The following is a 24,515-nucleotide window of genomic DNA, read 5'->3' as shown; positions in this document are numbered from 1 at the left end:
AAAATTTTTCACCTTAGCTATTAAGGTTTATCTGCAACGTGGAGACCACATTCAGTCTTTTCAAAATTTGACCAACGACCTGCACGAGAATCTTCAGAGTCAAAAACAGGTGCAGTACATGGAATACATCCAATACTTGGATAATGTTGATCATGTAACTCATTGTATGGTAAATCGTGCGCTTTGATATAATCCCAAACTTCATCTTCAGTCCAATAAATTAATGGACAAACTTTAATCGATTTAAAACGTTCATCTTTATTGATGAAATTAGTGTGTGCACGTGTTGGAGATTGGTCACGACGTAAACCTGAAATCCAAGCGACTGCGCCACCTAATACCTCTTCTAACGGCTTAATCTTTCTAATATAACAACATTGGTTAGGATTATTCTTCCAAAGTGCTGGATTATATTTCTCCGCTTGTTCTTCAAGCGTTAAGTCAGGTTGCTTCATTTCAATGCGAAGTTGTGGAAAGCGTTCTTTCACTCTATCAATTAAGTCATATGTTTCTTGAAAATGTAAATTCGTATCTAGAAATACGATTTGAGCGTCTGGTTTAATTTGTGAAATCAAATTAATTAGCACCATACTCTCTGCTCCGAAACTACATGAATAAACGATAGAGTCACCATATGTGCGGTATGCCCATTCTAAAATTTCGTAAGCGCCCTTTGTAGCGTCATCTGTGGAAATAGAGTCTATAAATGGATCTCCATTAAAAGTCTCATACGTAATCTTCGGTACTGACATAAACTTATGGTCCCCCCTCAGTGTTCACAAATTTATTTATCTAATACCTATCGGAATTGTCAGAATAATATGTTAATACTTTATCGAGTTTTGCTTAGAAAGTCAAGTGAATTTGAAGAGTATCTTTGAGAAAAGAAAGAGCAATAAGATAAACAAAAACCACTCTAGCCTTAATCTAAAGTGGTTTCTAAATATAATTATTCTGCAACAATAATACCGCTATCTCCAGGAGCACAATCTATTAATACAACTTTGCCATTTTTTATTCGAACAATAATACTGTAACCATTATGTTTATCGCTATCATAAACAATATCTCCAGATCCTGCACGGTGGTCATATGCAAAATATCTATTTAAAAATTTTTCTTCAGTTACGTTATCAGGCACTACAGCAATCCCCCATACTGTATTATCTTGGGTACGAGGATTGTAGATAATTGCTAAATTACCATATCTTATAAAATCATTATCCATTCCTTCAATATGAGGAAGCGGTTCGCCTTTACCATACATTTTTTCTACTTCTTCTTTTTTCATACCTTTTCGAACACCCATGTATTCATTTACAGTATTTTTATGCATAAATGATTCTTCAAAATTTTTGCTAAGAACATCAATTTTTGGTGGTTGTGGAGCATTTTCTTTATCTGTTTTCTCTTCTTTTTCTTCTTCTGCTCTTTGTTTTTCAGCTTTTTTAGGGTCGTTTGAAATTTTATGTTCCCCTTGTTTCTCTTCCTCTTTGGCAACATGCTGAGTAGTGGTCGGTTTACTTTGTGCTTGTTCATTCCCTTTTAAGAAAAAGTGATAATACGCGAAACAACTGCTTACAATAACCGCAATAACGAATATAGCGACAACTACAAATGGCCAAATACGACGTTTCCGCTTCGGTTCTTGTGGAAAATAGTTATTTTCTTGGGTATAGCCATATTTAAAATTTTGAATATCACAACCACATCGATTACAAAAATGTTGATTTTCTTTTAAAGGGCTACCACATTGAGGACAATATTTCATATATTCATCTACCTTTCACTTTTCATGATTTAAGGACTGTGTTGTTTGTGAAATTTGGATATTAGTAAATAAAAAATGATACGTTACATTTTATTCAGCAAGACATTGGATTTTAGCAATATATCCGTGATCAATATCTACGGCAACTAAATAACCATTGCCTTTAAAGTTGTTATAAACAATTTCTGAACCGCTGTAATCATCATACGCGGGATAACGTTCAAGAAATTCACTCGTTGAGACATGGTCTGGTGATACACCGACTGCTATGACTTTACCGTCCTCGCCTTTACTATCATAATCCACTGTTAAATTGCCGTATTTAGTAGACTCCCATTTAAAGCCATCTACTTTTAAAGTACCGGTAGATTTTCCTACAAGTTTTTCAACTTCTGAACGTGTCATACCTTTACGCACGCCCATGTATCCACCTAGATTATTGCTTTGCATATAGGTTCTCTCGAAATCTTCACTCATGACATCAATTTTTGGAGATTTAACTTTGTTCTCTTTTTCTTTTTCAGTTTCATGTTTTTCAGATTTTTTAGCGTCATTGGATGCTTTATGTTCATCTTTTTGTTTTTCAGCTTTTGAAGTTTGTTGGGTAGTGGTAGTTTCGTTTGACGTATGTTGTTCGTCTTTAATAAAGAAGAAATAATATGTAAGACAGCTTGCTATGATAATAGCAATGATAAGCACACCTATAACAACCCATGGCCAAACTTTGCGCTTTGGTTGAGGTGGTTCTGGCGTTTGAGGTTGGAAATAAATCCCGCTATCTCGATACTGTTCAAATGCTTTTAAATCATGACCGCATTTGTTACAGAAACGTTGGTTAGCGTTAATTTGACTTCCACATTGAGGACAATATTTCATAAATGACCTTCCTTTCACTTCTTGATGAGAGTTATAACAATGTTGAGTGTGAAATAAGGTTTTTCTATTTTTAATGTATACACACGTAGTATTTACGCTTAATTTTAAATGACTTTTTTGAAATTATCTATATTTATTTTCCCGGAAAAATAATTAAAAAAATAAAGCCAATCGAAGTAATCATACTTCCACTGGCTTTGGTAAACTCTTAATCCTATTTAACTATCATTGATTTCTATCGTTATAACGCATTTGTTGTCTATAGCCATACGTACTTTCTTTAATGAGTTGATCGTTTAATAAACCAGCGCCAATTGCACCTGCAACGGTAGAAATTGAAGCAGCGAACCATGGAATGCTGAGATATAAATCTATACCTGCTGGTCCTTTCAGTCCTACTTGCTGTCCTAAGAAATTGGCTGGTAATAGCACGATTTCTGCGATTAAGAATAATAAATACAAGATAATGTAATAAATAATAATAGCAATAAATAACGTCATAACGGTCGTTAAATTGTATAACCACGTGATGCGTTTGTTCTTACTTTGCTTTACAGGTTCCCATAAATCATGGGATAACATAATCCATATCAACATGCCTAGTACCGCAATGACGGATATGCCAAAGAGGCGCCACATGGAGAATTCCATACTCATCTGCCACATGGTAGTGAAGATTAAACCAAAGGCACCTGTAGTAAACGCAATCGCGACGATATTACTAAGACTTGCCATCATATTTAATGGATTATTCGCGAAGGTCATACCGCTGACTAGACGCATCATGCCTGCAGAACGTGAGTTAGATAAATAACGAATATGTTTCGTTTCTGTTTCCTCTAAATAAATTTCTGTTTTTTTAATTCTTGAGAAAGGAAATTGCTTACTCATTAAATATTTGACGCTATTATCATTATCATATTCTTCATGCTGTTCTTCTGAACGATGTACTTCATTAATAATCCCTACAATAGCATTCTTGAAACGGTTTTTAACCGGTCGCCATCCAAATGCAGGATATGAAAAAATGGCTGCCCCATTCTTTTTGTTAATGTCTAAAGCTAGAACATGTTGCTGATAAAACATCGGTAAATCGGTAATCGCTACTACGTAATCCCATTGTCTTTCATCATGGTAATCTTGCGTTTTCTTGAAGATTTCTTCTACAGATTCTGCAAAACCAGTCAGAGGATCAACCACGAGATCAATCTTCCAATCGGTTTGATTGTTAGGTTGCTTCGATAAAATGTCTGGTAAATCATCAATCAAACTTTCGCCTAGGGTTTCAGTAACACCTGGCGCGACAACTAATCCGATTACTTTTTCCTCATTGTTACTCATGATTCATCCTCCTCTCTATGGTCTTGTTTCTTGCCTTCATGCTGTTCTTCATCATTATCTTCTTTACTTGAAGCAGATTGTTCAACTTCTTGTTGTGACTCATCTTGAGATGCAGATTGTTGTTTGTCTTCCTCTTCTTCTTGCTCTTGTTCCGCTTCTTTATAACGATGGTACTGGCGATATGAATACGTAATGCGTCGAATCTTTTCTTCGTCCTCTACTGTAGATCCCATTGCGCCAGCGAGTAAACCTAATGACGCGACGAACCATAGTAGTTTTAAATAATTTTGAAAAGTGAAATCCGGGTTCGCACTCGTCCAATTATTAAATAAACTCACAGGTACAAATAATGAAATACTGATAGATAATAAGACATATAAGATTGCATAGTTCATCAATGTAATTAAAATTAATGTGAGCATCGTCGTAGCGTTATACGTATAACGATAGACACGTTGTGACTTCGACGTTTTACGTTCAAATAGTTGATGTGCATAGAGTAGCCAACCTGCCATGCCCACAATCGCAATAATCATTAATATGATAAAACGATAAATAGAATATTGAACACTTAATTCCCATGGCATTGAAAAGATAGATACATACGTCCCTGTCGCAAATGCCACAGATATGATTTTTTTAAAGTTAAAGATATTCTTCCACGGTTCATTCGCCCGTGTTAATCCTAATATAAGTTGAATCCACCCAAGTACTAGGAAAGGATTGATATAACGTTGTTTTGTACTATTATCCTCACTTGGTTCCACTCCTTTCGGACGAATCAACATAGAAATTTTGGGATGTGGGTTAGGTTTGTCATAGTACAATTGTTCAATTAATGACGTAATACTGTTAACTAATTTGTGTTTTAAATTGAACCAGCCTAATGATGGCATGGATACCATTGCGACTTGTTGTTCATTATCAAAGTCACTAATAACGACTTTTTTGCCTGAGATACTTGGTAAATCGGTAATGCAAACGACAAAATCCCATTCGTGTTTCTTTTTTAACTCAGCTGCTTTGTCTATACTTTCGTGCACATCTTCCGCTGAGCCGATTAATAAGTCGACTTTGATGTCGAACTTCCACTCAGTATTACTATCAATACGTTGTTGCAGTAAGTCTTGTATCTTGGGTATCGCACGGTCGACATGTTTACGTGCCACACCAGGCGAAGGTACGAGTCCAATCGTGTACATCAGGTTTACTCCCTCCTTTTTCCAAAAATAAGCAAAAAGTGTACGTTTAAATGTTAATTACCACTTTAAACGTACACGTTATACATTATTTAGCCAGTACTAATGGTGAGAAGATGATGTAAATAATCACGACTAAAGCAAGAATAATCGTGCCTGCGATATAGCGATATTTCCAAGGTGTGATGTCCACTTTAGCTTTATTTGTATTTAAATCAAATTCGTTAGATGGTTTCAATTTATTGAAGATAATTATAATGATTAAATCAATAAAGAAGATGACGCTAAATGTATAAAGATAATTAATTTGTGGGAACGCCAAGCTTACAATGACATATAAAATAATATGTGTAAACAGTGCTACTTTAGCGCCTAACTTAGAGGTACGTCTAGAGAAGAATGCCACAAGTACTAATGCAAGAACTGGCATACTATAAACGCCGTTAAATTGTTGTACAATCGCATATAAACCGCTTGGGAATAATGAGATGAATGGTGAAAGACCGACACAGATAGCACCAATTACGACTGTCGCAATATGTCCTACGCGGGCGATGTGTTTATCTGATGCTTTCTTACCGAAGATGGGTTTATAGAAATCGTAAGTGAATAATGTTGTTGTACTGTTTAATGAACCGACAAATGAGCTCAAGATCGCACCAAAGATAACAGCCCCAAAGAGTCCTAATGACCAATCTGGTAGAATGCTTTGGATTAATGCTGGATACGCATTGTCATTTTTATCGATGCCACCATTGAAATAATTATATGCAATGATACCAGGAATTACTGTGAAGATAGGGCCAAATATTTTAAAGATACTTAAGTAAATGGCACCTTTTTGTGATTCTTGTAAATTTTTAGCGGCTAGTGCTTTTTGAACGATCATTTGGTTCGCACACCAGAAGAATAAGTTATTGAAAAACATACCAAAGAATAATGTTGGCCATGGGACGATATCTGAATCTACTTCGCCGAATGCATTAAGTTTCTCTGGCGTGTGTTGAACGATATGGTCGAAACCTTTAACGAAACCACCATCACCTACATGGTGTAGACCAATTAACGTTACAATTAAGCCACCGACAATTAGCCCAATCCCGTAAATAGAGTCACTGAATGCGCTTATAGATAAACCACCTACGAAGAGGTAAAGCACACCAATAATACCAATTGTTAGTGAAATAATAATAGTGGCTGTCGTGTCACTTACGCCTAAATAATCTCCCACGTGGAACATTTTATTAAATACTAAAGAACCTGAATATAAAACGACTGGCATAAATGATACAACGTACGTAAAGATAAATAGGATGGATACAAAGCGTTTCGTAAATGTATCGTATCTCATCTCTAAGAATTCAGAAATGGTAGAAACACCATAACGTAAATACTTAGGAAGGAAGACCCATGCTAGTAAGACTACCGCTACGGCAGCAGTAATCTCCCATGCCATAACTTCCATACCTTTACCATAACTTTGACCATTCTGACCTACTAACTGTTCCGTCGATAGGTTGGTCATGATAATCGTTGAAGCAATTGTGAAACCTGTTAAGGTATTGCCTCCCATAAAATAGCCGTCTGCGCTATCGGTTTGTACCTTTTTCGAGCGCCAATACGCATAAACACTAATACCGATAACTACGCCTAAGAATAATAAGATCGCTATCCAATTCATACTTCTTTCGCTCTCCTTATAAAGATTTTGTGAATTGCAATTGTGTTTCTTAGCAACAAAAAAACGTTAAACTCGCATTTAACGTTCCTATCCCCTTTGGCAGATTGAAAATTTTATGAAACTATCTATATGATACCCATTTACATTAAAATAATTTTTAATACTTTTCCAATCAGAAAACTTGTGCGTTTCTCATTTTAATGATTTTCAATAAATTTTACAACTCAATTTTTAATTAATTTAGATTAATTATCTTATGAATTTTATAATAAATCGTCACCCTTTCCGGCAAAAAATTGCAAGATGGCGCACAGTGGCCTACTATGGTCTACTGTCTGCAATTGTCTTGACTTCTAATTTTAAAAATTATACATTGTAAATATAGTATTAATATATGCACTAGGGGTGTTTTTTAACTGAGATGAGGCGCGTCCTCGAACCCTTTGAACCTGAACTAGTTCATACTAGCGTAGGAAAGTGTGGGATAAATTTTAGATGCTGATAGAGATGACACGTGTGTCAATCTCTTGCTTATATATACATATCTATTATTTACGCAACTTTCCTAGCGAAGGTTGCGTATTTTTTACTGTAAATGAAAGTGATGGAGGCTCGTGCAATGGCAAGAACAGTATTAGTAACAGGCGGCGGCCGTGGTTTAGGCGCAGTCATCGCAAGAACATTAGTGTCACAAGGATTTCAAGTTGTCATTAATTACAATAAGAGTAAAGAAGCTGCTGAGCAGTTAGCAACTGAATTAGGCGACAACACAATCGCCCTACAAGCAGACGTGACACAACGTGAAGAAGTAGACCGTTTAGTTAAAGAAGCAACAGCTCATTTCGGACAAATCGACGTAGTAGTCAATAACGCGTTGGTTAACTTCAAGTTCGATCCCGTCGCTCAAAAAGCTTTTAAAGACTTAAGCTGGGAAGATTACCAGCAACAAATCGATGGTACTTTAAAAGCGGCATTTAACGTCGCTCAAAGTGTCGTTCCTCAATTCATTGAACGTAACGCTGGTAGCATCATTAGTATTGGTACGAACTTATTCCAAAACCCTGTTGTGCCATATCATGAATATACGACTGCTAAAGCAGGTTTAATCGGTTTCACACGTAATATTGCCGCTGAATTAGGTCAATATGGCATTACAGCTAATATGGTTTCTGGTGGTTTATTGAAAACAACTGACGCCAGTGCCGTAACAACACCAGAAGTGTTTGATTTAATCGCTCAAACAACACCATTACGTAAAGTGACAACACCTCAAGATGTGGCAAATATGGTCGCGTACTTAAGTTCTGAAGCCGCAAATGGCGTTACAGGACAAAACATTACTGTTGATGGCGGTTTAACAATGAACTAAAACGCTTAGAGTTAAACGTGGCGTACTCAATGCGCGCGTTCTTCTCTATTCAATCAAAATCCCAACAACAAACTGGAGTGTTAGTGATTCATTATGACGAAAGAGAAACAACAATTACACATTGGCATTTTAATTTATGGTTGCGGGCATCATCAAGCAGCTTGGCAACAACCTGATTCAAGTGTTGAACGTCTTGGTGATATCACGTATTATCAAGAACTAGCTCAACTTTCTGAGGAAGGGCTATTCGACGTCGTATTCTTTGCAGATAATCAGGCTTTCAATCCAGGTTTCACCACGATGCCGAGTTTCTGGTTTGACCCGCTTATTAACTTAACGGCTATTTCCCAGGTTACACATCATGTTGGTTTGGTACCCACTATCTCGAGTACATTTTCAAATCCATTCACGGCAGCGCGTCAGTTATTAAGTTTAGACCACATCACTGGCGGACGCGTCGGTTGGAATTTAGTGACTTCTATGACAGATGTGGAGGCTCAGAACCACAGTATGGAAGCTTTGCCTGAGCATGCGACTCGTTATGAAAAGGCGGACGAATTCGCCCGCGTCGTTAATGGGTTGTTTGAGTCATGGACTACTGAAGACTTTCAACCTAATCGTGAAGCAGGTACGTTGATGGATACGACAACGATACAACCGCTTCACCATAAAGGTAAATATTTCCAAGTGCGTGGCCCACTCACTACGCCACAAAGTCCACAAGGAAAGCCAGTGGCTATGCAAGCTGGCGCGTCTAACCAAGGTATTGCGTTAGCTACGAAATATGCTGATGCCGTCTATTCAGTATCATGGAATATTAAACAAGCGAAACGCTATCGCGAAAGACTTGATACTCAAATGCAACAAAATACAGATAACCCAAGATATATTAAAGTCTTCCCAGGATTAGTCACATACGTTGGACGTACGCGTGAAGAAGCGGAAGCTAAAAAAGCAGAATTAGATGCTTTACTTCCTGTCGAAACTGCTCTAAAACAGTTAAGTTTCTTTGTCCAACAAGATTGCAGTCAATGGGAACTAGATCAACCCGTCCCTGAATTACCCCCACTTGAAGAATTTAGTGGACCAAAGGGTCGTTATGAAACCATCCTTGAAATCATTAATGACAAACAACCGACTGTTCGTGAATTACTTGGCTATTTAAATGCTGGAGGCGGTCATTTAACTTTAGTCGGCACACCTGAAGAAATCGTGGACGAAATGGAGCATTGGTTCAACGAAGGTGTCGCAGATGGCTTTAATTTAATGCCACCTTCCCTCCCACATAGCTTGAAAGACTTTGTAGATTTAATCGTTCCTGAATTACAACGACGCGGTTTATATCGCACAACGTACACAGGACATACCCTGAGAGATCACTTAGGGTTAAATTAGCAATAAATAGACATTCATTATTATCCAAATTATCCAATTCAAAATTCATTTATATCCAATATCCAATTTATTAATCCATATAATAGAAATTAACGTGAAGGCGATGATGCTAACTTAGGAGCACCATCGCCTTATTTTTATTTTTGTCCATAATAAAAGCGAGCCATGTTTCAGGCTCGCTCTATTTTCAACAACGCTTAATATTTATAAGGGTCATTGTCTTTCTTATCTTGTAATTTTTTGGCTTCATCTTTTAAGAAATTATCATCATGTTGTTCCTTTTCAAGATCTTTATTTAAGCCAATAGAATCATTATTATTGTTGTGATTATATCTATCACTACGACGATAGTTGTCATCGTTATCATGACGGTTATTATCGCGTTTATAATCTTCATCGTTAGTCAATGTTCTACCGATATTGTTGTTATCATCGTTTCCTTTATTTGCTGACCAATCTACATCATTTCGACGGTTGAAGTCATCATCAGAACGATTTAAATCATCACGGTGATTTGATGAGCGATACTCATGACGGTCTGTGTCATGGTTGTAATTACGGTCATCTTCGCGACGGTAACCATTGTCATCATATAAATGGTCACGATTTTGACGGTCATTGTCATTGCTATGACGAGAATTATCATGACTGCCATCATGTATATCATCGTTTGAATAATGTTCTTTAATATAATCTTGTTCTTTCGCTTTATCTTCTTCATCTAAAATGAAGGCATTGTTACTAGCATTCACATCTTTACGATCTCTATCGTGGTTATCTCTATCATAACGGTTATCATTTCTATCATTATGATAATCATTGCCACGTTGACCTTGGTTTGTCACGTTAGCATAACCATTTCTATCGTCATTATCGTTACGACGGTTGTCATAATTATTATCATGACGATTATTGTAATCATCTCTATTATGACCTTGGTTAGTTACATTCGCATAACCGTTATTTCCGTTATGATTATCGTAGCTGTTGTTACGGTTATCGTAGTCATTGCCACGATGATTATCATAATCACCGTTACCATAATAATGATTGTCATAGTCATTATGTTTTTTAGCTTTTCTAACTAATAACATAATACCTGCGATAATCCATAAAATAGCACTAATCCAGTTAGTTGCTAGAGCTAAGATACCTGCGATAAGGATTAAAACACCCGCAGCTTTATGTTTTTTACTAATTAAAAAGCCACCAATAATTGCTAAGATTAAAGGAATAATTGAACCCCAAGTAAGGAAATCAATAAATTTACTTAAAGCACCAACGCCTTCATTAATTTCACTTGTTGATACTTGGTTACCTTGTCTTTGTGTTTCAGTTACAACTTGTTCTCGGAAATCAGAATTACCTACGAAAGGTCGGATTAATAGGAATAGAATTGCAAGTAACGCTTGTATAGCTACACCGACCCAAGTTAGTATGTGTTCACCAACTCGGCTCACTTTATTGTGTTCATGTCCGTTCTTTGTTGAATAATCATATGTTTGATTTGCCATAATTACGCCTCCTTTTTTGTCCTATACCCTGATGACAATGACGTTACTCTTATTTTTGAAAAGTAAAACAAATTTCCTTTTCAAAAAAATTAAAAATAACGATGGACAATTAAGTAATAAATGCGAGATGTAATCCAATACATCAAGGCGTAAATAGCAATGACCGTGATAATTACGCCAATATAACTTGTCGCGAAAATGCCTATATTCGTAATGCTTAGCACACCTAATAGATTGAAAATATATTTAAACGCCACAATGACATGAATCATAGCTACTAAAATTGGTAAAGTAAAAATCCAAATAATCTGATGATTAATGGTCGATTTAATACGTTCGTCCTCAATCCCTACTTTCGCCATAATTTGATAATTACGACGATCTTCATAACCTTCTGCAATATTTTTATAGTACATCATTAAGAACGTGCCAAGTAGCAAGACGATAGACACAACTACACCAATAAATATCAATCCACCATTAAATTGATATAATAAGGAACCCATTTCTTCTCTAGTTTGAATCATAACTTTATATTTCTTTTCTAAATGATGTTTCATCTTATTAAAGTGAGACGCATCTTTGGTCATAATATTAAAATTAATAAAAGTGGTTTCATAAGTTTTCATATCACGACTAGGTGAATAAAGACCGTTGATATAATAACGTGCCAATTGATTGTAACGTTTGGCATCAGGCGTTATCACCATTAGCCCTTCTGGTATTTGATAACTATAACTTAGATTATCAACTTGTTTCGCTTTAAATTGAGTATTCATTAAATGAATTGTTTTAAATTTTCTAAATATCTGACTATCACTAGCAAGCCCTACTTCATCTTTCTTTAAGTTCACTTTATGTGTAGCTACTTTATTATAATCCTCTTGCGTCATCATCATTAAATAAGGACTATTAAGGTGCAATGATTTTGAGTTATCTTTTTCTCTCTTAAATGTATTAGGAGGTTGATATGCAGTTGCAATTAAAGCGGTTGGCACCTCTTTAAAGAAATCTATCTTCGCATTCTTCTCAATATCATGTTCTAGGTTATGTACTTTACGTTGAACGTCCTTATCCGTTTTCATATTACCTTCAACTGAAATCTTATATTGATCAGGCATCAATTTGTCGATACGTTTGTCTATACCGCGATACGTTGTAATCGTCATGCCCAAAGTTACAATCAAAAATGTACATAGTATAGAAATACTGGCGAGCCCAATGGCATTCGTATTGATGCGAGATCTTAAACCAGAAATAATGAAAAAGTATCTCGGATGATAGTACAGTTTCGGAATTTTTTGTAGCCACTCAAGTAATAAAACGCCTAAAGACATAAATAAACAATACGTCCCTAACATCACTAGAAAGACAACATTAAATAGTTGAAATAAGGATTCCGTTAATAAAGCATCACTTAATGCAATGTTGTAACTGGTTGCTATGGAGATAACACCAATGACTAATAATATGTAGAGGATAGGCTTAGGTAACCGCTTCTCTGTTATTTGATGCTGTTGAATTAATTTAATAGGACTTTGAAACAATAGCTTAATGTTATTCATTATAAATAAGAACAACATCAGCACTGCTAACATTAATAACGTAAACAGCATCGCCGTCATATCAAATGGATAATCTATTAATGACATGCCTGTTTGATGCATCAATTTATTTAACAACATAAAGATTAAAGCACCGAATAAATAACCACCTGAAATACTAAGCAACGCTACAACGATATATTGATAAAGCATTTCTACCAACATTATGAGTTGGAAATGTTTCTTCTCCATTCCTAATATCATATACATCGCTAATTCCTGTTGACGTCGCTTCATCATGAAGCGATTCGCATATAAAATAAAGATAAAACCTAAGACGCTCATGAAGAAATTACCTATCCCTATAAATGCCGGTAATGTTTCACTACGTTTTTGAACGTACTCATTCATGTTTAGAGATAGCAATATAAATTCAATGCCAAATATCATACTCAAAGCTAGAATAAACGGTATCATCACATGTCGCTGTGTTTTGAAGTTCTGGCCAATCATCGTCCAAAGCATACGAAATGGCATCTTAGTCACCTCTTTCATTCAGAATGGCTAAACTATCCGCTATACGTTTCTGGAAATCTTGTTGCGATTCCTCTCCACGATAAATCTCATGATACAAACGCCCATCTTTAATAAACAACACACGCTTTGCATAAGATGCATCCACTGCAGAATGCGTCACCATTAAGATGGTTTGTTGGTGATGATTTATTTTTTTGAAAAGGTCCATAATATTCTTCGAGGTTTTTGAATCAAGTGCACCCGTTGGTTCATCTGCAAGTAATAAATTCGGTTCATTAATAAGCGCACGTCCAATAGCAATACGTTGTTGTTCCCCACCAGAAATTTGATATGGATATTTATCTAGTAATGTCTCAATACCTAGTTCAGTGCTGAGTCGATCTAAACGCTGTTGCATGATTTTATGTGAGCGATTTGCTAAGACGAGTGGCATGAGTATATTGTCTTTATTGGTCATGGTTGGTAGAACGTTGAAGTCTTGGAAGACGAAGCCTAGGTTATCACGACGGAAATGTGCGATTTGTTTGTTGCGTAATTTGCGAATGTCTTGGTTATTGATGGTAATGGTGCCTTCTGTGGCTTTGTCGAATGTGGCGATGAGGTTGAGGAGTGTGGATTTGCCTGAGCCAGATTCGCCCATGATTGCGACGAATTCGCCATTGTCTATGGTTAGGGAAATGCCATTCAGGGCTGTGGTTGTGTTTAAGCCTCTGCCGAATGTTTTCTTTACATTTCTCACATCTAATAGCATGTCTTCATTCTTCCTTTCTTTGAAATGGTTTTTAATATGTATAGATAACTATCACTCATTCTGTTGTGACGCTTTCTTGCGGGAAAGGCTCAAGCCTGTAGTCTTGAGGCTCTTTCTTTTCCGCCAAGAGTCGCGCAACGCCATTCATTATCCATCTTTAGAGCTACTTACCTAAGTGCTATTGCACTTAGGTTCATTAACAGCACTGCTCCCCTAGGAGTCTCGCAACTACGTTTCGTTATCTATCTTAGAACTACTTACTTAAAGATCTAAATATTTACATTTATTATCCTTAGTACAAATGCTATTCGTTGTCTATATCTAAAATTACTCATTTAATCTTTGTATTAACTCAACATGATGCCTTCTCAACTATGTTTCATTATCTATTTCATAATGAATCCATCCAATCTAGTCTTTCACTATTTTCTTTATATTAAATAAAACTAGAACTAGTATATTTTCGTGTTAATTCTATGATAAAACAAAAAAGAGCCAACAACATTGATATTTTCTTACAAATGTTGTTGGCTAGCTTACAATTTTGAAAGTTTAGTTTGATTGTGGGAAGTGGATATGGAAGGTTGTGCCTGTTCCAAGTTCTGAGTCGACATCGACCTTATGATGAAGATGTCGTGAAATATGTTTTACGATGAATAGGCCAATACCACTTGATTGGTCGTTAAGGCGACCATTATAACCTGAATAACCTTTATCGAATATTTTCGGCAGGTCGGCTTGGCTAATTCCAACGCCATTATCACGAATTGATAGCACTTTCGTGTCATTATTAAACTCAATCCAAATGTCTTTTCCTCGAGCATATTTCAAGGCATTATTTAAAATTTGTTCAATCATAATGCTACACCACTGAACGTCGGTTAACACTTCATCTTCACAACGTTCATAGTGAATTTTAGTTTTTTGATCAATAAACTGAATTGAATATTTCATAATTAACGGACGCACAAGTTCATTAATCTTCACTTTGGAAAAGGACATGTCCGTCTCTTCATTCATTAATTTTAAATAACTTAGCGCGAGACTCGTATAGTTATCAATTTGAATAATCTCTTGGCGTACACGGTTGACCACATTATCTTCATTGCGTTCAAGTAACAACTTCGAAGCGGTAATCGGCGTCTTGATTTGATGGACCCATGTTAAAAAGTAGTTCTCTACATTGGCTTGATATTCAGTTTGATTACTCTTAACTTGTTGCAATTCTTCTTCAAGTTGGGTGATGGTTTCTTTCATATTTTCTTGTTCTTTAAAGCCGCTTAATTGAATAAGCCAATAAATAATCATGACAAATAAAATAATCGCCGTACCTAATAAAAATGCACTCAACGGTAAGCTAAATAAAAAGAAGATTAATAAAAACAATAATATGACGGCAATCACGATAATGATTTCATTTAATATCGATTTCATAAATGCTTTAAACATAGCCACTACACCTTATATCCGACATTTTTCTTCGTCTCTATTAAATCTTTCACCCCAATGGATTGTAACTTCTTACGCAAACGTGTCATATTCACGGCAAGTGTATTGTCATCAATGAAATTTTCAGATTCCCAACATTTTTCGATTAAAGCAGTACGGCTGACATATTTGCCTTCATTGCGAAACAGCATATGCAAAATTTGAAGTTCTGTGAAGGATAATTGCACAGATTCATCATTATGGTAAAGTGTCGCTTCATCAATAATTAGCTTACAGTCGTGTACAATAATTTCATTATTGGAGACTGCTAAATCATACGTACGACGTAACAACGCTTGAATCTTCGCTACGGTTAAAGATAGGTTAAACGGCTTTTCAATGAAGTCATCGCCACCCATTTGAATCGCCATAATCTGATCCATATTATCCGTTCGTGAACTAATGAAGATAATCGGTACATTTGATGTCTTACGAATTTCTTGGCACCAATGATAACCATTGAATGTTGGTAAATTAATATCTAACAATACGAGTTGCGGTTGATGGGTATTAAATAAATCAAGAATATTATCAAATTGTTTTGCTACAACCACTTCGTAATTCCACTTAAATAGCTCATGTTCTAAACTCTCAGCGATTACAAAGTCATCTTCCACAATCAGAACTTTCATATTGCTCACCTTTCATAACTGAATTTCTTAGATTTAGTAAATTACTCTTTATCTTCCTCATCATAATCTGGATTTGAGATTTTGTTTTTCTCTTTTTCCATTTCTGCTTTTTTCTCTTGTTCTTTTTTACTGCGCTTTCTTTCTTCTCTGATAGATAACGCGATAAATCCAATAATTAGCAATGGAGATAACATAATTAATATCACAGGTGTTCACCTCTATTTTTCAAATGATATTTTCGAATTTCTTAGCCTTTATTTTACATCTTTTTCTTGAAAATGAATACGTATACACTGCGAGACATATTAAAAACCCCATCATAGTGTAAGTATGATGAGGTTTTGAACCAATTACTTCCTATTTAATATATACTTTCTAATATCCTCTACTGTGATACTTTCAAAGATTTTACGTTTAACTTCGTTTCGCATGCCTACTTTCATCATACCGCCACTATAACTTCTTGGTGAGTAGTTCTCCCAGTAGTCTAATTGTTTAAATAATTCTTGCAATGTCTCCATATGTTTACCACCTTTTCAAAAAATTGGGTAAATAAAATAGCCCTCCTTCAATAAGAAGCGCTTCCAGACATCTTCTCATCTCTCAGGAATTCCTGTTGGATTTAGCACCTCACGATGAACGCAGTTGCTGGAGCTTCATAGGGCCAAGTCCCTCCACTCACTCTTAATAAGACGAACTATTTTATTTAAATTCATTATAACCCACTTCCTAATTTCTGAAAAGGATTATGAAATTAATTCAAATAGAAAATATTATTAATTCTACAAATTAATAATTGTTTACAATACCTTTACTTAAAAATAACTTTATAATCATCTTAAATCAAATAAAGTTTCTTAATATAAATGTGTAACAACTACTATATACATATTAGGGGGCTTTTTTAAAATGAGTTTCATCAACAAATTTGGTAAAACAACTGTTGCAGGTTCAATCTTAGCTGCTTCTTTATTGGGAACATCACAAATTTCATTCGCATCTAGTCCAGGTGCAGGTCCAGAAGAGCAACAACAGGACAATGGCGCTATCGCATTTGGTAACACTGAGAATCCTAAAAACGTTATCTTCATGGTTGGAGATGGCATGGGACCTTCATTTAACACTGCTTACCGTTATTACAAAAACCAACAAGGTGCTAAAACTTTAACACCTACTGCATTTGATGCTTATTTAAAAGGTACAAACCGTACTTACCCTAACGATCCTAAACAAAATGTAACTGACTCAGCTGCAGGTGGTACTGCTTTCGCAACTGGTCACAAAACATATAACGGTGCTATTTCAGTAGACACTGATAAAAAACCTGTTAAATCTGTATTAGAACAAGCTAAAGAAGACGGTAAATCAACAGGTGTCGTTACTACTGCTGAAGTAACTGACGCAACACCAGCTGTATATGCAGCTCACGTTGATAGCCGTGATAAAAAAGACGAAATCGCACAACAATTCTATAATGACAAAATCAATGGTCAACACAAAGTCGACGTATTATTAGGCGGCGGTTCTAAATACTTCGGTAAAGAGAACGGCGACTTAAATAAAAAATTCCAACAAGATGGTTATGACTACGTTACAAATAAAGACGAGTTAGCTAACTCTCAAAACGACCATGTATTAGGTTTATTCTCTGAAAAAGATATGCCATTACAAATCGATGCACCTCAACAAAATCCATTATTAGTAGACATGGAAAACAGTGCATTATCTAAATTAGAAAAAAATGATAAAGGCTTCTTCTTAATGGTTGAAGGTGCTTCAATCGATAAAGCGGCTCACCCTAACGACATCACTGGTGTAATGTCTGAAATGGGCGGTTTCGAAAAAGCTTTCCAAAACGCAATCGACTACGCAAATACACATAAAGACACTTTAGTAGTGGCTACAGCTGACCATTCAACTGGTGGATTATCAGTCGCAAAAGGTAAAGACTACGAATGGAATACAGAACCAATTCACGCAATGAAACATTCTGGTAGCTACATGACAAAACAAATTGTTGACGGAAAAGGCCCTGAACAAGTGATCAACGAAGGTTATGGCATTAAAGTTTCTGAAGACGATATGAAACAAATTAAAGAAAATGCTAAAAAAGTTCAAGACGTTAAAAAAGAAGTAAAAGATGAAAAAGACCCTAAATTAGCAGAAGCTACAACTAACTTACAAAACGCAATCCAAAAACCAATCAACGATGCTTCTAACACTGGTTGGACTACAAATGGTCACACTGGCGTAGACGTTAATACTTACGCTTACGGTCCTGGCGCAGACAAATTTGCAGGCAACATGGAAAACACACAAAGCGCGAAAAACATCTTCGACTTCTTCGCAAACGACGTAGCAAGCCAACAAAATCAATAATAGTATATAATATTGGAACAGGCGCACTCTTAAATGAGAGCGCCTGTTTTTTTGGGTTTATATAAAAAAAGTGCTTTATCCGATAGTGGATAAAGCACTTTTTGATGTTTAGTTAATTTCTAAATTATCATTTAATTTCTTTTTAACATTATTTAAACTATTTTTGTCAGGATAGAAGTAATATAATCCATCGTCACCAACTTTATTTTGACCATCGATTGTTAAACGTTCAACATTATCTTGAGCTTTATCATAGTCAGATTTGAAACTATTTAACTGTACGAAGCTTAAATCAGTTTTCAAATTATCTTGAGCCGCTTTGAAGATACCGTTTAATTTAGTAATAGAATTAATTGAGAATGCTTCTTTAGCAACTGCAGTAATGACTTGTTGTTGACGTAATTGACGGCCTTCGTCTCCTCCAGCCCCTTCGTCTTTACGACTTCTCATATATGCAAGTGCTTCTTCTCCATCCATTTTATATTCTTTACCTTGTTCAAACTTATAATCTTTTTTTGAATCCGTGGTATTAAATGTTGCATTACTTGCTACAGAAACTCCACCTATTTCATCTACTACGGTTTTAACACCATCCATATTGATTGAAATATAATGATCTACTGGCACTCCCATTAATTTTTCTAATGAATTAACAGCCATTTTAGGTCCACCGTAAGCATAAGCATGATTAATTTTTTCAGTTGTATTTTTACCAACTATTTCAGCTCGAGTATCCCTTGGTACACTTACCATTACTGTTTTTTTATCTTTAGGATTAATAGACATTAATACAATGGAATCGCTACGTTGTCCAAGATTTTCTTTTTCTCTTTGAGCATCATCATCAATACCGTATAAAACTACTGTCATAGGATCACCCTCTTTAGCTGGCTTATCTCTTAGTTCTGACTTATTTCTATCTAGAGGATTAGTAATGTTATCACTTAATGAATGTATTTTCGTAAAAATATATATTCCTGCTAAAACAGCTAATACAATTAAAATGATGATAATCGTTAAAAGAATTTTAAAAATTTTAGATTTTCTTTTTTTCATTCTCTCTTCTCCTATCATATTTAAAATGCATCTCAACTAAAGTTGATTTAAATTCAACTATTGAGATGCAAGATGAATAATTAATTATTATATTTAAATGATTCAGGTTTTGCTTCTCTTATACCAAAGTAGTATTCTATATTTTCACAAATCCTTTTTGAAGCTTCGCCATCTCCGTATGGATTACTAGCTTTACTCATTTTAATGTACTCGTCGTTATTATCTAATAATTTTTTAGTCTCATTTAAGACAGAATCATACGTTGTTCCTATTACTTTTAAAGTTCCAGCACTTACTCCTTCTGGACGTTCAGTTGTATCTCTTAATACCAACACTGGTTTTCCCAATGATGGAGCTTCTTCTTGAACACCACCTGAATCAGTAAGAATTAAATGCGATTCGTTAGCAAAGTTATGGAAGTCAATAACATCTAATGGTTCAATAAGTTCAATTCTTGAATTATCTTTTAAGTATTGACTTGCTATATCTCTAACTTTTGGATTTTTATGCATTGGATAAATAACTACGACATCTTCGTATTCTTCAACGATTTGTTTCACTGCTTTAAAAATATTGTGCATCGGTTCTCCAATATTTTCTCTTCTGTGAGCTGTTAATAAAATAATTTTTTTATCTTTGTGTTTTTCAAGAATATCTGAATGGTAGTCATTTTTGATAGTAGTTTTCATAGCATCAATAGCTGTATTACCTGTAACCACTATGCTTTCTTCAGGCTTATTTTCATTTTTTAAATTTTCAGCTGCTTTATCAGTTGGGGCAAAGTTTAAGTCTGCCATATTACCTACCATGACTCTATTCATTTCTTCAGGAAACGGAGAATACTTATTCCAAGTTCTTAAACCCGCTTCTACGTGTCCAATTGGTGTTTGGTTATAAAAAGCAGTTAACCCGCCGACAAATGTAGAAGTTGTGTCACCGTGAACAAGCACCATATCTGGTTCTTCTTCTTTAATAACAGCGTCTAATTTAGTTGTAATTCTTGACGTGAGTTCAGCTAATGTTTGATTAGCTTTCATAATATTTAAATCATGATCAGGTTTTACATCAAAAATATTCAAGACGCTATCTAACATTTCTCTATGTTGTGCAGTAATTACTACCACTGGCTCTAGGTTTTCATTCTTTTGTAATTCTTTAACTAAAGGCGCCATTTTAATCGCTTCAGGACGAGTACCAAAAATAGTCATTATTTTTTTCATTTTTTTATACCCCTTATTAATTGAATATTATAAATGCAATCTCTATTTTAGTTTTTTAACTCGATATCTCTTGTTTTATATAGGTTACCATAGTTAAAGTATGAAACTTCATTAAAGTTTGTTTTAACGACATTTTTAGTATCTAAAATTACTTTATTTTTCATATTTTTAAAATCATCATCACTTAAATTTTTAAATTCTGAATGATCAGTTAAGATTAATACTAATGATGCATCTGTAGTTGCTTTTGTGATATCTTTTTCAACAAAATCTAACTCTACGTGTGGATCGTAAGCTACTACTTCTAAATTTTCTTCTTGTAGTAATTTATAAATATCAAAAGCTGGAGATTCTCTAATATCATCTACATCGCCTTTATAAGTTAAACCAAATACTGCCACTTTAGCTTTATCAACGTCTGATAAAATGTGTTTTACATTTTCTACTACATATTCAGGCATTGAACGGTTAATTTTTCTACCAGTTTGAATCAATGGTGAATGTTCAGGGTCTTTAGCAATGATGAAGTAAGGATCAACTGCTAAACAATGACCACCTACACCTGGACCTGGTAAATGAATATTTACACGTGGATGTTTATTAGCCATTTCAATAACATCAAGTACGTTAATATCTAAATTATTACTTATTTTTGTAAGTTCATTTGCTAATGCAATGTTTAAATCACGGTAAGTGTTTTCCATTAACTTACTCATTTCAGCAGTACGAGCATTAGTTTCGATCATTTCCCCTTGAACAAATGTACTATAAACGCGTTTACCAGCTTCTACACAATTAGGCGTCACACCGCCAATAATACGGTTATTATATACTAACTCTTCTAAAATCTTGCCTGGTAAAACACGTTCTGGACAGTGGACTAAGTAAATATCTTCACCAATAGTAAATCCTTCATTTTCAATAACGGGTTTAACATGGTCGTCCATTGTACGTGGCGCGATAGTTGATTCAACTATTATAGTATCTCCTTTTTTCAGATAAGGTAAAATACTGTTTACCGCACTTAAAACGATAGAAATATCACAAGATTCATATTCATCATCATTATTAGGAGTTGGTACAGAGATAATAAAAGCGTCAGCTTCAGCTGGCTTTGTAGAAACTTTTAATTTCCCTTTTTCTAAAACTTCTTCAAAAACTTCTTGTAAGCCTGGTTCCTCAATATTTACTTTGCCACTTTGTAAACTTTCAATTGTCTTTTCGTTAATATCAACACCAAGCACATCTACATCATGCTTAGCAAACATAATAGATGTTGGTAACCCTATATATCCTAATCCCACTACTGTTAATTTCAAAATAATACCCTCCATTATAAATAATATTTTTTATATGCTACTTTCATTAAAGTAATTAAAAAGGATTAATTTTCATTCATGATGTCTCGAATTATAGTTTCAAAATTTTGTTCTTCGATTTGCATTCTTTTTTCGTATAAATATAAATCATTGCCATATATTAAGTTTCCATATAACTTAGATACTAATTTGACCTTATTCAAAATAGGATAAACAAATTTTGGTATTGGAACTAAAATTGTTTTTTTATTTTTAACTTTACGTATTTCTTTAATTACTTTTGTAGTATTAAAATCAAATTGATCTTTCGGATGATATGTACCTGCTACATTTTTCTCAATAATAGCTTTGATAAAATCAACTAAATGATTGATGTATAATGCACTTCTCTTATTGTTAATATTTGGTATTATAGGTAAAATTTCTGCGACTTTTTTTAACCTAGAAAAATTGCCTGGAGAATTTGCCCCATATATCATTGGAGGCCTAACTATTACCACTTTAAAACTATCTGAAGATAAAGATAATAATTTGTTTTCAGCTTTCGATTTTGAAATACCATAATCAGTGACTGGATTAATATCAAACGGATCATTTATTTCTTTTACACTACCTATTTCACCGTCTTCTCCAAAAACTGCCATTGTACTCATAAATATAAACTGAGATACTCCATCCTCTTTAGCTTTAATAGCTAAATCATATGGTAATTGCATATTAACCCGAAAATAATCTTCTAATATAGCATCAGGATTATTATTATGAACTAATGCAGCTGTATGAATAATCACATCATAATCTTTAAAAGATTGGTTTTTCCATAGTGAATTTCTAACGCTAAGCCTTTTAATGCTATTGTCGGAATGCTCTAAAGCAGTTGCTAAATGACTACCAATATATCCACTCGTTCCAGTGATTAAAATAGATTTATTCATTAGTGAGAAACACCTTCTGAAGAAATCGTATTAATAACTGTTTTATAGATGATATACATATCAAGAATAAATGATTGATGTTCTAAATAATATTTATCATACATTACTTTTTGATCGTCTGTATTATTATCTCTACCCATTACTTGAGCTAACCCTGTTACACCAGGTCTTATAGTATGAATATTTTCTTTTGTTCTTTTCTCGATCAACTCATATTGATTGTAAAGTGCTGGTCTCGGACCAACAATTGACATATCCCCTTTTAATACATTTACTAATTGAGGTAATTCATCTATTGATGTCTTTCTAATAAACTTACCAGTTTTAGTTATAAAATCGGCAGGATCCATTAAATCTGTCGCTACATTTGGGGTATCAATTTTCATTGATCTAAACTTATAAATATTGAAGAGTTTGTTATTTAATGTTGGTCTCTTTTGTTTGAAAATAGCCGGACCTGGTGATTCTAATCTTATTAATAATGCGACAATTAGAAGAAAAGGTCCTACTACAATCAAGCCATATATTGCGCAAAAAATATCAAAAACTCTTTTCATATTAATTACCTCCATTCAATAAGTTATAGTATTTATTTGTATTATGTTCTCTTGTATACTCATCTTTAAATAATCTGTAAGCATTTTGTCCTAATTCATTTAACTTTTCACGTGAATGGTTATCTACAAATTTTTGTATTTCTTCCGCATTACCATTATCAACTTGTATACCTGCGTTATATTCTTCAATGTGTTTAACTATATCTGATTGTTTATCCATGATTAAGATTAACGGCTTTTTATTAGCTAAGTACCCATAATTTTTACTTGGAACACCTAATCCAACACCTTCTTTAACTAAAGAAGCGAAACAAGCGTCTGCAATTTTTAAAACATCAGAATAATCCGTTCCTGTTAAAAATTCATAAATTTTAACATTTTTTATGTTATTATTTTCAACGGTTTTTTTAACATCTTGGAATTTTTTTCCGTGACCGCATAATATTGTTAATGTTTTATTATTATGTTGGTTCAGTCTAAGGAACTCCATTATAGTATCCATATCTTGAAGTTGACCCATATTACCAGAATATAATAGTATCTTGTCATAGTTATTTCTTAATTTTTGAAATTCCTTATTATGGATTTTATTATCATTTGTTTCTGTATACCAATTAGGAATCACATGTATATTGCCTGGATTGCCCGAGATATTATTTTGTAGTAAATAATTTTTCATCTCTGTACCAAGAACAATTACATTTCTTGCATTTTTATAAACATGTTTATTAATATATTTCATTAATCGATCTATTAAACTTCCGGGTCTTGTAGCCCCTGTCTTTAACGCGTTATCAGGAGCTATATCGTAAACTACGAACGAATATTGTTTTTTAAATAATCGATGTAGCACATCCGGAATCAAAGGTAAAATAGGAGGGTTAGAATAAACTAATATTTCGTCATATTTCATCATCTTAGGAGCTTTAAAGATAAACATTATAAATAATG

At 34.4% G+C, this 24,515-nt stretch carries 22 protein-coding genes and 2 riboswitches; of the genes, 3 read left to right on the top strand and 19 right to left on the bottom strand.

Annotated elements, in window-relative coordinates; all coding sequences use genetic code 11:
• Nucleotides 1–20: 20 nt before the first annotated feature.
• The 6 genes from CD127_RS05945 to CD127_RS05920 form a co-directional block, all read right to left on the bottom strand.
• Nucleotides 21–752, bottom strand: coding sequence for a phosphoadenylyl-sulfate reductase (locus tag CD127_RS05945; RefSeq protein WP_103366093.1), 732 nt, complete (start codon nt 750–752; stop codon nt 21–23).
• 197 nt (nt 753–949) lie between these two features.
• Entirely contained in the window at nt 950–1,771 is an 822-nt protein-coding gene (locus CD127_RS12565; protein WP_135350972.1) for a zinc ribbon domain-containing protein, read from the bottom strand.
• A 90-nt stretch (nt 1,772–1,861) separates the two neighbouring features.
• On the bottom strand, nt 1,862–2,647 hold the full coding sequence (locus CD127_RS05935; protein ID WP_103366091.1) for a zinc-ribbon domain-containing protein: 786 nt from the start codon (nt 2,645–2,647) through the stop codon (nt 1,862–1,864).
• A 225-nt stretch (nt 2,648–2,872) separates the two neighbouring features.
• The gene (locus tag CD127_RS05930) at nt 2,873–3,988 is read right to left on the bottom strand and encodes a 5,10-methylene-tetrahydrofolate dehydrogenase (RefSeq protein WP_103366090.1); all 1,116 of its coding nucleotides are present in this window, start codon (nt 3,986–3,988) and stop codon (nt 2,873–2,875) included.
• On the bottom strand, nt 3,985–5,190 hold the full coding sequence (locus CD127_RS05925; RefSeq protein ID WP_103366089.1) for a 5,10-methylene-tetrahydrofolate dehydrogenase: 1,206 nt from the start codon (nt 5,188–5,190) through the stop codon (nt 3,985–3,987). The genes CD127_RS05930 and CD127_RS05925 overlap by 4 nt, the downstream gene beginning before the upstream one ends.
• An 85-nt stretch (nt 5,191–5,275) precedes the next feature.
• Nucleotides 5,276–6,868, bottom strand: coding sequence for a solute:sodium symporter family transporter (locus CD127_RS05920; protein ID WP_103366088.1), 1,593 nt, complete (start codon nt 6,866–6,868; stop codon nt 5,276–5,278).
• Between the two features lie 391 nt (nt 6,869–7,259).
• Nucleotides 7,260–7,361, top strand: a riboswitch (TPP riboswitch).
• Nucleotides 7,362–7,487: 126 nt separating this feature from the next.
• Between CD127_RS05920 and CD127_RS05915 the strand changes: the two genes are divergently transcribed.
• Complete coding sequence (locus CD127_RS05915; RefSeq protein WP_103366087.1) at nt 7,488–8,237, top strand: 3-oxoacyl-ACP reductase; 750 nt, start codon at nt 7,488–7,490, stop codon at nt 8,235–8,237.
• A 93-nt stretch (nt 8,238–8,330) separates the two neighbouring features.
• A complete protein-coding gene (locus tag CD127_RS05910; protein ID WP_103366086.1) occupies nt 8,331–9,632 on the top strand; it encodes an LLM class flavin-dependent oxidoreductase in 1,302 nt (433 codons plus the stop codon).
• Between the two features lie 197 nt (nt 9,633–9,829).
• Here the strand turns inward: CD127_RS05910 and CD127_RS05905 are convergent, their stop codons facing one another.
• From CD127_RS05905 to CD127_RS12665, 7 genes are all read right to left on the bottom strand, one after another.
• Complete coding sequence (locus CD127_RS05905) at nt 9,830–11,146, bottom strand: DUF4064 domain-containing protein (RefSeq protein ID WP_103366085.1); 1,317 nt, start codon at nt 11,144–11,146, stop codon at nt 9,830–9,832.
• 89 nt (nt 11,147–11,235) lie between these two features.
• Nucleotides 11,236–13,227 carry an FtsX-like permease family protein gene (locus CD127_RS05900; protein WP_103366084.1) on the bottom strand — a complete coding sequence of 664 codons (1,992 nt, stop codon included), beginning with the start codon at nt 13,225–13,227 and terminating at the stop codon, nt 11,236–11,238.
• Nucleotide 13,228: 1 nt separating this feature from the next.
• Nucleotides 13,229–13,978 (bottom strand): ABC transporter ATP-binding protein, encoded by a 750-nt coding sequence (locus tag CD127_RS05895; protein ID WP_103366083.1) that lies wholly within the window; start codon nt 13,976–13,978, stop codon nt 13,229–13,231.
• Between the two features lie 552 nt (nt 13,979–14,530).
• Complete coding sequence (locus CD127_RS05890; protein ID WP_103366082.1) at nt 14,531–15,427, bottom strand: sensor histidine kinase; 897 nt, start codon at nt 15,425–15,427, stop codon at nt 14,531–14,533.
• Between the two features lie 5 nt (nt 15,428–15,432).
• Entirely contained in the window at nt 15,433–16,098 is a 666-nt protein-coding gene (locus CD127_RS05885; protein WP_103366081.1) for a response regulator transcription factor, read from the bottom strand.
• A gap of 41 nt (nt 16,099–16,139) precedes the next feature.
• The gene (locus tag CD127_RS12670; RefSeq protein WP_167409895.1) at nt 16,140–16,304 is read right to left on the bottom strand and encodes a hypothetical protein; all 165 of its coding nucleotides are present in this window, start codon (nt 16,302–16,304) and stop codon (nt 16,140–16,142) included.
• A 144-nt stretch (nt 16,305–16,448) separates the two neighbouring features.
• The gene (locus CD127_RS12665) at nt 16,449–16,619 is read right to left on the bottom strand and encodes a hypothetical protein (protein WP_167409894.1); all 171 of its coding nucleotides are present in this window, start codon (nt 16,617–16,619) and stop codon (nt 16,449–16,451) included.
• Between the two features lie 72 nt (nt 16,620–16,691).
• Nucleotides 16,692–16,792, bottom strand: a riboswitch (SAM riboswitch).
• A 215-nt stretch (nt 16,793–17,007) separates the two neighbouring features.
• Between CD127_RS12665 and CD127_RS05880 the strand changes: the two genes are divergently transcribed.
• The gene (locus CD127_RS05880; RefSeq protein WP_103366080.1) at nt 17,008–18,477 is read left to right on the top strand and encodes an alkaline phosphatase; all 1,470 of its coding nucleotides are present in this window, start codon (nt 17,008–17,010) and stop codon (nt 18,475–18,477) included.
• Between the two features lie 108 nt (nt 18,478–18,585).
• Here CD127_RS05880 and CD127_RS05875 read toward each other — a convergent pair whose 3' ends face one another.
• From CD127_RS05875 to CD127_RS05850, 6 genes are all read right to left on the bottom strand, one after another.
• A complete protein-coding gene (locus CD127_RS05875) occupies nt 18,586–19,533 on the bottom strand; it encodes an LCP family protein (RefSeq protein WP_103366079.1) in 948 nt (315 codons plus the stop codon).
• An 80-nt stretch (nt 19,534–19,613) separates the two neighbouring features.
• Nucleotides 19,614–20,753 carry a non-hydrolyzing UDP-N-acetylglucosamine 2-epimerase gene (wecB, locus tag CD127_RS05870; protein WP_103366078.1) on the bottom strand — a complete coding sequence of 380 codons (1,140 nt, stop codon included), beginning with the start codon at nt 20,751–20,753 and terminating at the stop codon, nt 19,614–19,616.
• Nucleotides 20,754–20,800: 47 nt separating this feature from the next.
• On the bottom strand, nt 20,801–22,072 hold the full coding sequence (locus CD127_RS05865; protein ID WP_103366077.1) for a nucleotide sugar dehydrogenase: 1,272 nt from the start codon (nt 22,070–22,072) through the stop codon (nt 20,801–20,803).
• A 65-nt stretch (nt 22,073–22,137) separates the two neighbouring features.
• Nucleotides 22,138–23,007, bottom strand: a complete 870-nt coding sequence (locus CD127_RS05860) for an NAD-dependent epimerase/dehydratase family protein (protein ID WP_103366076.1) — start codon at nt 23,005–23,007, stop codon at nt 22,138–22,140.
• Nucleotides 23,007–23,564, bottom strand: a complete 558-nt coding sequence (locus tag CD127_RS05855) for a sugar transferase (RefSeq protein ID WP_103366075.1) — start codon at nt 23,562–23,564, stop codon at nt 23,007–23,009. Before CD127_RS05855 ends, CD127_RS05860 begins: the two co-directional genes overlap by 1 nt.
• Nucleotide 23,565: 1 nt before the next feature.
• On the bottom strand, nt 23,566–24,515 hold a 950-nt coding region (locus CD127_RS05850), incomplete at its 5' end, for a glycosyltransferase family 4 protein (RefSeq protein WP_103366074.1).

Origin of the sequence: Staphylococcus petrasii, from assembly GCF_002902565.1 — a bacterium.
Classification (GTDB): domain Bacteria; phylum Bacillota; class Bacilli; order Staphylococcales; family Staphylococcaceae; genus Staphylococcus; species Staphylococcus petrasii.
The sequence above is the reverse complement of the archived record's forward strand: the minus strand, read 5'-3'. Positions and strand labels throughout refer to the sequence as shown.